The organism is Lebetimonas sp. JH292, assembly GCF_000523275.1.
GTDB lineage: Bacteria > Campylobacterota > Campylobacteria > Campylobacterales > Nautiliaceae > Lebetimonas.
On the sequence record NZ_ATHQ01000001.1, the window covers coordinates 871,482 to 885,559 of the forward strand.

General features: G+C 29.7%; 15 protein-coding genes. 7 read left to right on the forward strand and 8 right to left on the reverse strand.

Going from position 1 to position 14,078, the window contains the following annotated elements; all coding sequences use genetic code 11:
• Positions 1–168 precede the first annotated feature (168 nt).
• From DZ64_RS0105510 to DZ64_RS11450, 7 genes are all read left to right on the forward strand, one after another.
• A complete protein-coding gene (locus tag DZ64_RS0105510; RefSeq protein WP_024789746.1) occupies positions 169–1,809 on the forward strand; it encodes a CTP synthase in 1,641 nt (546 codons plus the stop codon).
• Positions 1,810–1,865: 56 nt separating this feature from the next.
• Entirely contained in the window at positions 1,866–3,368 is a 1,503-nt protein-coding gene (recJ, locus tag DZ64_RS0105515; RefSeq protein ID WP_236618729.1) for a single-stranded-DNA-specific exonuclease RecJ, read from the forward strand.
• Entirely contained in the window at positions 3,365–3,829 is a 465-nt protein-coding gene (locus DZ64_RS0105520; RefSeq protein WP_024789748.1) for a Crp/Fnr family transcriptional regulator, read from the forward strand. Before recJ ends, DZ64_RS0105520 begins: the two co-directional genes overlap by 4 nt.
• Positions 3,822–5,129: an APC family permease gene (locus DZ64_RS0105525; RefSeq protein ID WP_024789749.1), complete on the forward strand. Its 1,308-nt coding sequence runs from the start codon at positions 3,822–3,824 to the stop codon at positions 5,127–5,129. Before DZ64_RS0105520 ends, DZ64_RS0105525 begins: the two co-directional genes overlap by 8 nt.
• Entirely contained in the window at positions 5,107–5,811 is a 705-nt protein-coding gene (locus DZ64_RS0105530; RefSeq protein WP_236618663.1) for a tRNA (5-methylaminomethyl-2-thiouridine)(34)-methyltransferase MnmD, read from the forward strand. Before DZ64_RS0105525 ends, DZ64_RS0105530 begins: the two co-directional genes overlap by 23 nt.
• A 62-nt stretch (positions 5,812–5,873) precedes the next feature.
• The gene (locus tag DZ64_RS0105535) at positions 5,874–6,794 is read left to right on the forward strand and encodes a cytochrome-c peroxidase (protein WP_024789751.1); all 921 of its coding nucleotides are present in this window, start codon (positions 5,874–5,876) and stop codon (positions 6,792–6,794) included.
• Entirely contained in the window at positions 6,791–8,818 is a 2,028-nt protein-coding gene (locus DZ64_RS11450; RefSeq protein WP_024789752.1) for an EAL domain-containing protein, read from the forward strand. The genes DZ64_RS0105535 and DZ64_RS11450 overlap by 4 nt, the downstream gene beginning before the upstream one ends.
• Positions 8,819–8,954: 136 nt before the next feature.
• Here the strand turns inward: DZ64_RS11450 and DZ64_RS0105545 are convergent, their stop codons facing one another.
• The 8 genes from DZ64_RS0105545 to miaB all read right to left on the reverse strand — a co-directional run bounded on the left by DZ64_RS0105545 (position 8,955) and on the right by miaB (position 14,044).
• A complete protein-coding gene (locus tag DZ64_RS0105545) occupies positions 8,955–9,281 on the reverse strand; it encodes a YraN family protein (protein ID WP_035003149.1) in 327 nt (108 codons plus the stop codon).
• On the reverse strand, positions 9,265–9,642 hold the full coding sequence (locus tag DZ64_RS0105550; RefSeq protein ID WP_024789753.1) for a thioesterase family protein: 378 nt from the start codon (positions 9,640–9,642) through the stop codon (positions 9,265–9,267). Before DZ64_RS0105550 ends, DZ64_RS0105545 begins: the two co-directional genes overlap by 17 nt.
• Complete coding sequence (locus DZ64_RS0105555; protein WP_024789754.1) at positions 9,639–10,202, reverse strand: hypothetical protein; 564 nt, start codon at positions 10,200–10,202, stop codon at positions 9,639–9,641. The genes DZ64_RS0105550 and DZ64_RS0105555 overlap by 4 nt, the downstream gene beginning before the upstream one ends.
• Positions 10,199–10,705, reverse strand: coding sequence for a hypothetical protein (locus DZ64_RS0105560; protein ID WP_024789755.1), 507 nt, complete (start codon positions 10,703–10,705; stop codon positions 10,199–10,201). The genes DZ64_RS0105555 and DZ64_RS0105560 overlap by 4 nt, the downstream gene beginning before the upstream one ends.
• Positions 10,698–11,489 carry a hypothetical protein gene (locus DZ64_RS0105565; protein ID WP_236618664.1) on the reverse strand — a complete coding sequence of 264 codons (792 nt, stop codon included), beginning with the start codon at positions 11,487–11,489 and terminating at the stop codon, positions 10,698–10,700. The genes DZ64_RS0105560 and DZ64_RS0105565 overlap by 8 nt, the downstream gene beginning before the upstream one ends.
• A 53-nt stretch (positions 11,490–11,542) precedes the next feature.
• A complete protein-coding gene (locus DZ64_RS10775) occupies positions 11,543–12,352 on the reverse strand; it encodes a tyrosine-type recombinase/integrase (protein ID WP_035003150.1) in 810 nt (269 codons plus the stop codon).
• Positions 12,303–12,644 (reverse strand): hypothetical protein, encoded by a 342-nt coding sequence (locus DZ64_RS10780; RefSeq protein WP_024789757.1) that lies wholly within the window; start codon positions 12,642–12,644, stop codon positions 12,303–12,305. Before DZ64_RS10780 ends, DZ64_RS10775 begins: the two co-directional genes overlap by 50 nt.
• Positions 12,645–12,775: 131 nt before the next feature.
• The gene (gene miaB / locus DZ64_RS0105580) at positions 12,776–14,044 is read right to left on the reverse strand and encodes a tRNA (N6-isopentenyl adenosine(37)-C2)-methylthiotransferase MiaB (RefSeq protein ID WP_024789758.1); all 1,269 of its coding nucleotides are present in this window, start codon (positions 14,042–14,044) and stop codon (positions 12,776–12,778) included.
• Positions 14,045–14,078 lie beyond the last annotated feature (34 nt).

Below are 14,078 nucleotides of genomic sequence, written 5' to 3' on the forward strand. Positions count from 1 at the left end.
ATTGCAAACAGCTACGCAGCCCTAACGGGTTAGATGCAATTTTTTAACGCAAAATTTTTGTTAAATTCCGCAACGCTGTAATATTTTTACTTTTTCGTTATTTAGTCAGTATTTTTATGAAATTATATCTTATTTAAAAATGATATAATTTCATAAAAAAGGGACTTTATGGCTAAATTTATTTTTGTAACCGGAGGAGTGCTCAGTTCTCTCGGAAAAGGTATTACATCAGCTTCCATTGCGACGCTTCTTCAACACAGCGGATTGAAAGTCACTATGGTAAAAATAGACCCTTATATTAATGTTGACCCGGGAACAATGAGCCCGTTTGAGCACGGAGAGGTTTTTGTAACCGAAGACGGAGCCGAAACGGATTTGGATGTGGGAAATTATGAAAGATTTTTAAATATAAATTTAGGTAAAAAAAATAATTTTACAACAGGGCAAGTTTATTTAAGCGTAATAAAAAAGGAAAGAAGAGGGGATTATCTGGGGAAAACGGTTCAGATTATTCCACATATTACGGATGAAATAAAAAAAAGAATAAAAGACGTCAGTAACGATGCCGACATTGTTGTGGTAGAACTCGGAGGAACAGTCGGGGATATTGAAGGACTTCCTTTTTTAGAGGCGGTAAGGCAACTTAAACAGGAAGTTGGTAAAAATAATGCTATGTTTGTGCATGTTACTCTGATTCCCTATATGAAGGCTGCGGGCGAGCTTAAAACAAAACCGACCCAGCACAGTGTGCAGGAACTAAGACGTATAGGTATTACGCCTCATATGATAGTCTGCAGGACAGAAAAGCCTCTTCCTAAAAGTCTTAAAGACAAACTTGCCACTTCCACCGACATAGACAGGGAAGCCGTTATTGAAGCGGTGGATGCTCCTACCATTTATCAGGTCCCTCTGAATTTTTTTAATCAGGATATTTTAAAGCCGATTTCAGAACAGCTCGATCTTGGTGAACTGCACCCGGATATGAGTGAATGGAATTATCTTGTTAAAAAAATTATTTCTCCTCAAAAGTCGGTAAAAATAGCTTTTGTCGGAAAATACCTTAAATTAAAAGAGAGCTACAAATCGTTAATAGAAGCCTTAATTCACAGCGGCGCCCATCTTGATATGAGAGTGGAAATTGAATGGATAGACAGTGAAAATCTTGAAAAAATCAGTGATGAAGAACTTGAAAATATTTTTGCGGAAGTAAGTGGAATTTTAGTCCCGGGAGGTTTTGGTGAAAGAGGGGTTGAAGGTAAACTGATAGCCATAAAATATGCCAGAGTTAATAAAATTCCTTATCTCGGGATATGTTTAGGGATGCAGCTTGCTGTAATAGAATTTGCAAGAAACGTTTTAGGTTTAAAATACGCCAATTCTCAGGAATTCGAACCGGATACAAGCGAGCCGGTTGTTTATCTTATAGATGAATTTATAGATGCAAACGGACAAAAACAAATAAGAACACACAAATCCCCTTTGGGCGGAACTATGAGACTTGGAGGATATGAATGTCTTATAAAAAAAGATACAAAGCTTTATGAAGCCTACAAAGTGGATAAAGTGATTGAAAGACACCGTCACAGATATGAAGTAAACAATGCTTATGAAAAAGCATTGGAAGATAACGGAATGATTGTAAGCGGTAAAAGTAAAGAAGGGCTTATCGAAGCGGTTGAGCTTAAAAATCACCCCTGGTTTGTAGGAGTTCAGTTTCATCCGGAATTTACAAATAAATTAAAATCTCCGAATAAAGTAATTATGAGCTTTGTTGAGAATGCATACAAATGCAATGTAAATGAAAAATGAAAAGTTAAAAAATCTGGCTGCCTGAAAAGCGGCTATGATGGAGAATTAAAGAGCTGATAAAAAATAATATTCCCCATTTTTCCCTTTTATCAGATATCTATAAAGCAGATGAAAGAATAGTAAAAGCAATTCAAACACAAGAAAAAATTGTAGTTGTAGGTGATTACGATGTTGACGGGACAAGCAGTTCGGCAATAATGAAACTTTTTTTTGAAAAAATCGGGGTTGATGTAGAAATAATTATTCCAAACAGATTTGTTCACGGATACGGACTGAGCCCAAAAATTCTAAAAGAAATAAAAGCCGATTTGATAATTACAGTAGATAACGGGATAACCTCATTTGAAGCAGCCAAAATCTGTAAAGAGGTTGGAATTGATTTAATAATTACGGACCACCACACGCCAATAATTAATGGTGAAAGCGGTGAAAGTGGTGAAAATGGTGAATTTAAATTACCGGAGGCTTATGCTGTAATTAATCCGAAAATTTCACCTGATTTTCCTTTTAAAGAAATATGCGGGGCTGAGGTTGCATGGTATCTGTGCGCCTCTATAAAACAGAGAATGAATTTAAAAATAGATTTAAGGGAGTTTCTGGATATTCTCTCTATTGCAATAATTGCCGATGTAATGCCTTTAACACATATGAACAGAACACTTGTGAATATGGGCTTAAAAAGGCTGAATATGGCATTAAGGCCGTTTAGTAGAATTTTGGTGCGTGAATTTAAAGAAATAAACTCTGAAACTATTGCCTTTCAGATAGCCCCGAGAATTAATGCGGCCGGCAGGATGGAGAGTGCATATGCGGCATATAATTTTTTGGTGAGTAAAAGCGAAGAGGAAGCTTTTAGATATTATCTTGAACTTGACAGACTTAACAATTTAAGAAAAGAAACGGAAAAAGAAATTATTGAATCTATTGAAGTGGAAGATGAAGATTTTATTCTCTCTTTCGGTGATTTTCATGAAGGCGTTGTGGGGATTATTGCAAGCAGACTTGTTCAAAAGCATAAAAAACCTGCAATTGTTTTTTCAAAAAAGGGTAAATTTCTTAAAGGCAGCGGAAGAAGTCTCGGAAATATCGATATTTTTGAATTGGTTAATGAATGTTCTGAAATTTTAGATGGCTTTGGGGGGCATAAAATGGCCTGCGGGCTTACAATAAGAAAAGAAAATTTTGAAAAGTTAAAAAAAACCTTAAATGAAAAAATAAAAAAATACAGTAAGGATGATTTTTTTATAGAAGACTTTGTTTTGGGTGAACTTCCTTTTTGTGAAATAGATTTGGAGCTACTGGATATTATAAAAGGTTACGAACCTTTCGGGGAAGCCAATCCGAAACCTAAATTTATCTCTCAGGCCAAAATTGAACATATTCAAAATTTAAAAGATAATCATTATAAACTGATTTTAAATCAAAATGGTATTTATCTGCCTGCAATTATTTTTAGATTTGACGGAGAATTTGATGACAATATAACATTTAAATTCAATTTAAGTGAAAATAATTATTACGGCAGGGAAGTCCAGCTGATAATTGAGGAGATATTATGAAAAACCATCCGATATTTAAAACGCTGAATAATGAAGAATATGAAAAGATAAAAAATTTTTTTAAGGAAAAAAGATATAAAAAGGATGAAATCCTTGTAAAAGAGGGCGAATATTCAGGTAAAGCCTTTATTCTAAAAGAGGGCGAAGTCAGTGTAATAAAAGAGAGTATTTATAAAAATGATTATATTATTACGGATATAAAGGCAGGAGGGGAAGAATTTTTTGGAGAGGTCAATTTAATAGACAGGGGATTTGTGAGCTCAACTATAAAAGCAAAAACCGATATTTTGGTTTTTGAAATAGAGCATAACGATTTTATAGAAATAATTGATACATATCCTACAATCGGGGTAAAAATGCTTTGGATAATTTCATATAACCTGGCAAAACATTTAAGAAAGGCGGACAGGGATATTGTAACTTTATATAATGCTTTTGTGGAAGTGGTGGAAAATGACTAAAAAAGCTCTGGGATTTAAAGAACTTTTAGCAATCGGAATAGGAGGAATGATAGGGGGCGGTATATTTACTATCCTTGGAATTTCTGTATCAATTGCAGGATTTTTAGCTCCTTTTTCAATAGCTCTTGGAGGTGTTTTGGCTTTTTTTGCCGGATATGCATATGTAAAACTTGGAGTTTATTATAAGGATGAAGGTGCAACATACGCTTTTTTTAAAAGAACATTTGCAAATTCGCATTTTGCGGCGGCAATAATAGGTTGGTATACGGTTTTTGGATATATTTCAACCATTGCTTTATATGCTTATACATTTTCTTCATATTCGATAAGTCTAATGAGTTTCGGAGAAAATGAAATAATCAGAAAAATAATTGCTATTTTAATAGTATGGACTTTTGCCGCAATTAATCTCTGGAGTGTCAGGGGAATGGGGGAGGTTGAAGATGTTATTGTGTATTTAAAGCTGTTTATTTTATTTATTATTTCACTTATTCTTTTTTATTTTTCAAAATATGATTTCCATTCGTTTATAAGAGTTTTAAGCAGTGATTTTAAAAACACCCCGTTTTTGAATATATTAATGGTCTCATCCGTTACATTTGTGGCATATGAAGGTTTTCAGCTTATAATCAACGGTGTAAAAGATATGGAAGACCCGGACAAAAATATTCCAAGGGCGATATATTCGGCAATTTTTATAGTAAGTCTGATTTATTTTATTATTGCACTTGCCAGTGTTTTATCAATTGATAAGAATGAATTAATAAGAAATAAAGAAGCGGCTCTGGCTGTGGGAATGAAATCGATTGTAGGTGAATGGGGAGGGGCTCTAGTTATTTTTAGCGCAATTTTGGCTACAACAAGTGCCATTAATTCCACTCTTTTCGGCTCTTCCCGTCAGCTTGCAAGAATTGCGGACGATGGATATATGCCAAAGATTTTAAGTTTCAGGAAAGGCACAATTCCAAGTTATTCTATTTTTACTATGGCATTTGTTGCGAGTTTACTCATTATTATAGGAAATTTAAGATTAATATTGGAATTTGGAAGTATTACATTTTTATTAGTCTCTTTTTTAATGTCTCTGGCTAATTTTAAAATAAAGGATAAGACAAATTCATCGCTCATTATTACGTTAATTTCGATGGCCGGTTTATTTATAGGCGGTGTTTTTATATTTTATTATGAATATAAAATAAATAAAATAGAGCTTGTTTTTGTATTTTCTTTATATGTAATTATAGGAATTTTGGCATTTTTTTATGCAAGGAAAAAGGTTGAAAAAGATAAAAACAGCTGACGGAACTTTTACATTAAAAAACGATAAATTTAACGAATGCTATCATTCAAGTGAGGGGGCTGTTAAAGAAAGCCTTTATAAACACATATATCCGGCTTTCAATGTTATTCAAAAAAAAGAAATTAATATATTAGATATCTGTTTTGGACTTGGATATAACACATTTTTAAGTGTTTTAAACAGACCCCAACATTCAAAATTAAATATTTTCTCCCCAGAAATGGATGAAGATTTAATTAAGAATTTAAAAGATTTTCCATATCCTAAAGAGTTTGACAGCATAAGACACATTATAAATAAAATAAGCGATAATTTTTATTATGAAGACGAATTTGTAAAAATTGAAGTGTTTATAGGAGATGCAAGGGAATATATTAAAAAATTAAGTAGTATTGATATTGTTTTTCAGGATGCCTTTTCTCCAAAAGTAAATAAAGAGCTGTGGAGTATAGAATATTTTACACAGATTAAGAATATATTAAATAAATTTGGTATAATAACTTCGTATAGCGTTGCAACACCCGTGAGGTGTGCACTGTATAAACTCGGATTTAAATTATATACACATAATACAGATGAAATAAGAAAAGGCACAATTGCGGCTTTAGTTGATCTGCCTTTTGAAAGAGTGGATTTTGAAGAGAAATTAAAAAGAGTAAATTGTTATTATTATACTGATTAAAAAAGCCTTGATTTTACGGGGGGGGGTGATATAATTGTATAAAAAACTCTTAAAGAGGATAAATGAGAAAAATTTTAATATTTTTTGTAATTGTTTTTGTTAATGCCCAGCTTCTAAAACCGATACCTGAACATATTGAATATAATAAACAAAAAGCCCTGCTTGGCAAAAAACTTTTTTTTGACCCCCGTCTTTCAATAGACAATACCATTTCTTGCGCAAGCTGTCATAATGTTTTTAAAGGAGGGGATGACAACAGACAGTTTAGTATAGGTGTACATCATCAAATAGATAAACCAATGAATTCCCCTACTGTTTTTAATGCAGTGTTTAATATAGCGTTTTTTTGGAACGGAAGGGCACCAACCTTAAAGGCTCAGGCCGAAGAGGCTAATCAAGATCTGTTAGAAATGGGAATGAACAGGGAACTTTTAGAGAAAAAGTTAAATAAAATTAGTGAATATAAAAAATTATTTAAAAAAGTATACGGGGTTGATTATATAAACTATGATTTAGTTTTTGATGCCATAGCGGAATTTGAAAAAGCACTGATTACTTCTAACTCTAAATTTGATTTATATTTAAAAGGAAAAGTAAAACTAAATAAAAAAGAAAAAGAAGGGTTTATGCTTTTTAAACGATACGGATGTATAACATGTCATAACGGAATTAATTTTGGAGGAAATTCTTATCAAAAAATAGGGGTGGTTGTGAAAGTTTATAAAATACCGAGAGGTTTAGATAGATTTTATGTAACCCATAATCCAGATGATAAATATGTTTATAAAGTCCCTACTCTTAGAAATATAGCCCTTACATATCCGTATTTTCACGACGGAAGCGTTAAAACCCTAAAAAAGGCGGTTAAATTGATGGCTTATTATAATTTGGGTATTAAACTTAATAATAATGAAATAGATAAAATTGTTGCTTTTTTAAAAACCCTAACGGGTAAAAAACCAAAAATATTGGATGAGAAATGAATTTTAAAAGATTTAAATTCATATCAGCGCAAGTATATGTGGGAATAATCGGTTTAGCTGTAATCTTAATAATATATGCTTTTAATAATTACGCAAAAAATTATTTGTTAAAAATAAATAAAATAAACAATATTTTGTTGAATATTGAAAAAGAAGAGTATAGATTAAATTATTATATACTTAAAAATTCTTTGTTTTTATATTCAAGTTTTGATGAAAATGTTTATTCTATAAAAGAAATAAAAAACAAAATAAATGTTTTAAAAGATAATTTATTAAAAATGAATGAATCTTTTATATTAAAATATCTGTTTGAATATAAAAAAGCATTTAACAAAAAGGTATATTATGTATATGAATTTCAAAAAGTTAACGCGCCTATTAAAAATTCAACTATTTTTTTGGATACACTTCTTTCAACACTTCCCGAATTAAATGTTCCTGTAAATTATAGAAAAAAAGTGGTTTATGCTGTTTCATCTGTATATTTGGCTAAGTTTACAAATGATATGTCTTTAATAAAAAATATTAATATAAATTATTTTAAAAAAATAAAATTTAACAATAAAAAAGCTAATCTTTTTAACCAATCTTTAATCTTACATATAAATGTAATTTTAAATAATTTGAGTAAATATAATATCTATTTAAATAAAATCCTGAATTCAGACAGTATTGAAAAACTGCATAAGTTAAAACAAAAGTTTTTAATAATTTCAAATATACAAATCAACAGTTTCACAATTATAGGATATTTTGGAATTTTTATATTGTTTGCCTTATTTGTGGCATTGATAATTTTAATAGGAATGGTAGAAAAAGATAAAGACCTTTTATACGAACTTGCATATATTGATAATGTTACAAATATTTATAACAGAAACAAATATTTGGAAGACCAGAATAAATTTAATGCGATTCTTCTTTTAAATATAGACGGCTTTAAAAATATAAATGATTTATACGGAAGGGAGAGAGGTGATAAAATATTAATGGAAGTTGCGGATTTTTTAAAAAAATTGGATAAAAATGTTTATAGAATAGTTGCAGATAATTTTGCAATTCTCTCAAAAGATAAAAATTTAGTTGAAACCTATGTTAAAACTATAATGAATACATTTGAGTATGTAAATTATTCTGTGGATGAAAAACTTGATTTTCAAATTTCACTCAGCGCTGCAATAAGTGAAAAAAAACCGCTTTTAAAAACAGCTGAAATTGCCCTTCATTATATTAAACAAAACAAAAGGTTAAAATTTATTGAATATAATGATAATTTAGATAATTCTGAAAAAATTAAAAGAAATATAAAAAAATCCACCATTTTGTCCAATGCCATTAACAATAACAGGATTATTCCGTATTTTCAGCCAATCGTGGATGTTAAAACAGATAAAATTATAAAATATGAAGTTTTAGCCAGAATTGATAATAACGGAAAAATAGAATCAATTTTTCCTTATCTTGAAATAGCAAAAGAAAACAGAATGTACAGGGAAATAACCAAAATTATAATTTCCAAAGCCTTTGAAATGCTTTATAATAAAAATATATATTTTTCTGTCAATTTATCCATTGAGGATATTTTAGACGCCGAAATTATCTGGTTTTTAAGAAAAAAATTCAGAGAATTTAAAGGAATTGAAAAGTATCTGACTTTTGAAATTCTTGAAAGTGAGGCAGTCAAAGATTATAAACAGGTTGAGAAATTTATTAAATTAATGAAAATGAAAAACATCTCTTTTGCAATAGACGATTTTGGAAGCGGATATTCAAACTTTGCACATATTATTAATTTAGATATAGACTTTATAAAAATAGACGGGAGTCTGATTAAAAATATCGATAAAGACAGTGTTTCCAAAACTGTGGTGGAATTGGTGGGTCTTTTTGCAAAGAGGGAAAACATAAAAACGATTGCGGAATTTGTTCATAATAAAGAAGTTTTTGAAATTGTCAAAAATTTAGGTATTGACTATGTCCAGGGCTATTATTTGTATGAGCCTTTACCTGAGCCTATATAATTTGACATAAATTTTACATATTTGACATAAATTTTATAAACTTAATAAAAAATTAATCTTTTTTAATTATAATTCTAATCCCCCCTTTTTCATCCTTTCTCCTTTTTTAATTAAAAGGTTGCTCCCTTTTGGGAGCTTAAAATGTAATGTTTTGAATAAATTCAATATCGTTTTTTATAATAATTGCATCTATACAAAAAGCGGAGTTTATATTGTGCTTTTTTAAATATACATATGCAGATTTTATAATTCTTTGAAGTTTGGCGGGCGTTATATTGTAAACAGGCTCAAAATTTTTACCGCTCTTTACTTCTATAAAATGAAAAACACTGTTTTTAAAAGCGATGATATCTATTTCTCCGAATTTTGTGTAAAAGTTTCTCTCAATTATTTTAAAATTGTTGTTTTTTAAAAATTGGGCGGCTTTTTGTTCGGCAATATTTCCTTTAGTTTTTGTATTCATGCAGTATTTCCAGATGGTTTTGCGGAATGCGTGAGGGTTTTGAATTTTTAATATATGCGAGTGTAACAAACATTTCAAAAATTTTTTTATTTTCTTTAAATATTGAATGCATAACTTTTAATTTTACTTTTCCTATTTCTAAAATTTCGGTTTTTATTTCTATTATGTCTCCGAGTTTGGCACTTGAGAGAAAAACGGCGTTTATATCCTTTACCACATAACCTTCCTCTTTTTCAAAAAAAATGCCTTTTTGGAAGAAAATTTCACTTCTTGCCTCTTCACAGAACGTTATATAATTTGTATGATATACAATTCCGCCTGCATCGGTATGGGAATAATAAATTCTTTTTTTATATTTCATTTTTGTTTTTTAATTTTATATTGCTCTATTTTAAAAGTAAGTGCAATACTTTCTTCTTTTTTTTCAAAATTTACAGGAAAATATGCTCTTATCACATATTTATAATCTTTCAGGGCGTCTAAAAAGTCATAAAAATTTTTGGGGCTTTTTATAACGGCGTCAACCATGTAAGATGTTTTCAAAAAAACGTTTTGGTAAGCGGAGGAGTTGATTTCTTTAATATTTAATATATTCATATATTTTGAAGCAAATGATTTAAAATTTTTTTTATTAAAATCTCTTTTCAGGGCTAAAATTACTTTTTTGTTTTCTTTTTGCAGTTTTTTAAGTGTCAATGATTTTTTTAAATAACGGTTTTTTAAATGTTCAAATTCAGTTTTTGTTTTATAATATTCGTTTTGGTTTTTTTTGAAAATTCTAATAGACGGGGCTATAATTAAGCCGATACTAAATAATGTTAAAACAATAAATGATGCAAAAAAAAGAAAATTTTTTATAACATCTATTCCGTATATTTTTATTTTCGGTATTTTAAAAGAGTTTATTTTTGGTAATTTCATTGTTTACTCTTTAAATAATTTTCGGATTTGAATCTGTACCAGCCGTTTGGCATCTGGTAAAAGTAGGTTTTTGTTTCATTAAAAATAGATTCAAGAGGCGGAAGCATTAAAATATTATATATGTCTTTACTCGGGGTTATTCCATAAAGTACAAGCCTGTTTTTGTCAAATTCGCATGAACTAAGGGTAATCGGGTCGGGTATTAAATCAAGCAGGTTATTAATGCTTTGTTTTAAAAGTGAGTTTTTAACCATAATGTCTTCATACAACGTTTTTTCTTTTAAAATAAATGTTTTTTGTTTTTGAATATTTGTTAATTTAGCGTTTAAATTTATAATTTCTTTTTGAAATGTATCGGTGTCTTTTTTAAAAATATATGCTTTCAGGCTTAAAAACACTCCAAACAATATATAAAGACTCAGGGAAATAAAAATAAAAACAAGCCATAATTTTGTATCTTCCAACAAGAGCGGTTTTTGTTTCGGTTTTGTAAAACTATACATTTTTCCTGCTTATTTCGTTTATTGTTTTTAATATATCGAAATTTTCTTTTTCAGCTTCAATTAAAAGCATATCTTTTATTATTTGTGTAACATCATCGTTTAAAATACCGCTGTCTAATATAACAATGTTTTCAATAAAATCTTCAGAATAATTGTTATAATATTCTTCAAGCGATGATTTTATAAAATTGACAACATCCATTTCAATTCCTGTTTTAATTTCTTTTTCTTCAACTTCAGGAATGTCTTCTATTTTATCTAAATCTTCTACCATACCATCATCATCGTCTATTTCTTCTATTATTTCGTCGTCTGTATTTTCATTGTTTTCTTCGAACATCTCTTCTATTTTTTCGTAAATATCGGAATAAACAGGAATATTTTTATGATAAATCAATACATAAAATTTTTCTTTTGTAATAATTACATATAAAGTGTTTGTTTTTTTTGCGGCTTTATAATCAATAAGTGAAAAAATTGAATAAATAAAATCGAGATTGAATCTTTTTAATTCCATTAAATCAAAAATAGAAGCATATACGGCAAATTTATTGTTTATACAGATATATTTAATATTTTCGGTTTCTATGCCGAATTTGGAAAATTCTTTTTTTTCGCATGTGGGAATAACGCCCTGGTTTATAGTCTGTATCACGGAAGAGAGATATGTTTGGGGAATATCCTGGGATAATTCTTTCATTTTATTTATTAAATCTTTTTTATTTTCGAATTCAAATCTGTTTTCTTCCAATAATTTATTGTTTTTATATATTTCATTTAACATTTTATAATTTTCATCAAAATAAAAAGAAATATACTGTTTTTTTATAAATCTTTTTAAGAACATAACGGATGCGCTTTTATGTAATTTTTTAATTTCAAATTTGAACTTAATTTTGTATAAATCTGGGTGGTTGAAATAAATTCATGCCCCAGCAGTTCGCTTACATCGTTTATTCTGGCACCTTTATTTAATAAATAAGTGGCAAACGAATGTCTTAGCTGATGAGGCGTTACATGAATGCCTGTTTTTTTAAAAGCTTTTTGAATAATATATCGTAATTTGCTTTCCCCTAAGGGAACGGAATTTTTTTCAAAAAGATATTCTTTTTTCGGATTTATTTTTAAGAATTTATTGATAAAATCTTTAAGTTTTGGATGAAGCGGAAGTATTCTTGTTTTATTCCCCTTGCCTTTTATTTCTATCCATTCCCCTTTTATATCGTTTAATTTTATATTCGCAGCTTCGCTTATCCTGAGCCCCAGGGAGAAAATTACGATAATTGCTAAATATTCTTCCATATCGGCTATTTTTAAAACCTCTTTTATTTTTTCGATGCTAACGGGTTTGGGAAGGGTTTTTGGCACTTTTATGTGCTCATCCCCTATAAGTTTGTATTTAAACCCTTCACTTTGTAAAAATTCAAAAAAACTTCTGATGGCGGATATTTTTTTTGCTATGGTTTTTTTATTTAAAGAGGCAATATGCAATCTGTATGGCGTTATATCTATTTCATTGTTAATTATTTCAATAAAATTAATTGCCTCTTTGAGTGTGCTTTCATATGTCCTTAAAGTCTCTTTTGATTTTGTTTTTTCAATATATTTTAAAAATTTTTTGGATTGTTTTTGCAAAAACGTTTTCATACAATTTTTTCCCCTTCCTGTACATCTTTTGTGCCTTTTTTTTTAAACTTTCTGGTAAAAGAAGCGATGGTGTCAATGTTTTATATTCGTCTATTATAATTTCAAGCATTATTTTTACTTTTTCCCTGTCCTGTTTTGTAATATTTTTTTTGTTTGCAATTTCTTCTATTCTTTTAAAATAATTAACTGCGTCATTTATATAATTTTGCCATTCGTTTGCAATTTTGGACTGTGTGTAAACTGTAAACGCCATTCTGTTATATGGTTCTAAGATATATGCTTTTTTTGCCAAAAGCTCGGCTTTTTTATAATCGCCGATTTCAAAAAAATATTTAGCTTCAAATGAAAGCCTGTATGAATCGTTTAATATATAATAAATAAAAACTCCTAAAATAATTATACCAAGAAAAACAAGAATTTTTTTTATATTACTTCTCCTATCAGATTATGGTTAATTACTTCTTTTATTTTTACGTTTAAAATTTTTCCCAGATTTTTGTTATCAGGGGCAATCTTAATGGTGAAATTATTATTGCTTCTGGCGAGTGTCTCTTCTTCAATCAAAGCTTTGTAAATTTTACCAAGTTTATTTTGATATATTTCATCTTGGATGGCTTTGTGCATGTTTTGAAGTTTATGCAGTCTTTTTTTTGCTGTCTGTTTGTCTATTTGATTGGCCATATTTGCAGCCTCTGTTAGAGGTCTTGGAGAATATACAAAACTGAACATCTGTTCGAATCTTACTTTTTCTACCACATCAAGCGTTTCATTAAAATCCTCTTCACTTTCTCCCGGAAAACCGACGATTATATCGGTGGTTATTGAAACCTCTGGGATTTGACGCAAAATTTCGCATCTGTTTAGAAACCATTCTTTAGAATATCCCCTTTTCATGGCTTTAAGTATTTTAGTGCTTCCGCTTTGAAGAGGAAAATGAATGTGTTTTGCTATTTTAGGATTGTTTGCAAATTCATCCAAAAATTTGTCGTCTGCATGAAGAGGGTGGGGGGAAGTGAATCTTATAATTTCAATTCCGTCAATTTTACTGACTTCCCTTAAAAGGTCTGTAAAATCTACTTTGGGATGGGCAACACTGAATCTTTTTCCGTAATTATTAACATTTTGTCCAAGAAGCGTTATTTCTTTTACGCCTTCATCTGCCAATTTTTCAACTTCTTTTAAAATTAAATCCATAGGAATGGATATTTCTTTTCCACGCGTTTTCGGCACTATGCAAAAAGTGCATTTTTTGTCGCAGCCGACCATTATATTTACAAAATCTTTATACGGATTTTTTCTTGTGTTTTTAAACATATATGTTGTGTCATCATAATTTATATCGGTAAAAATATATTTTTCTTTGTTTACGGCCTCATTTATTTTACTTACATTTCTGGCTCCAAGCACAAAGCTGACAAAAGGAGCTTTTTTTATAATTTCCTCTCCCATATGGCTTGCAGTGCATCCGCAAACACCGAATTTTGCATTTGGATTTATTTTTTTCAGTTTCCCGAGTTCGGAGAAGAGTTTGTTAACCGGTTTTTCTCTTACTGAGCAGGTGTTGAGAATAATTAAATCCGCTTCATCCGGATTTTGCGTGGTTTGATATTCATTTGAAAGCTCTGCGACAATATGCTCGCTGTCTTTTACATTCATCTGACAGCCGAAAGTTTCAATATAGAGTTTTTTCATTTCACAACTCACCACTCACCATTTTCACTACTCA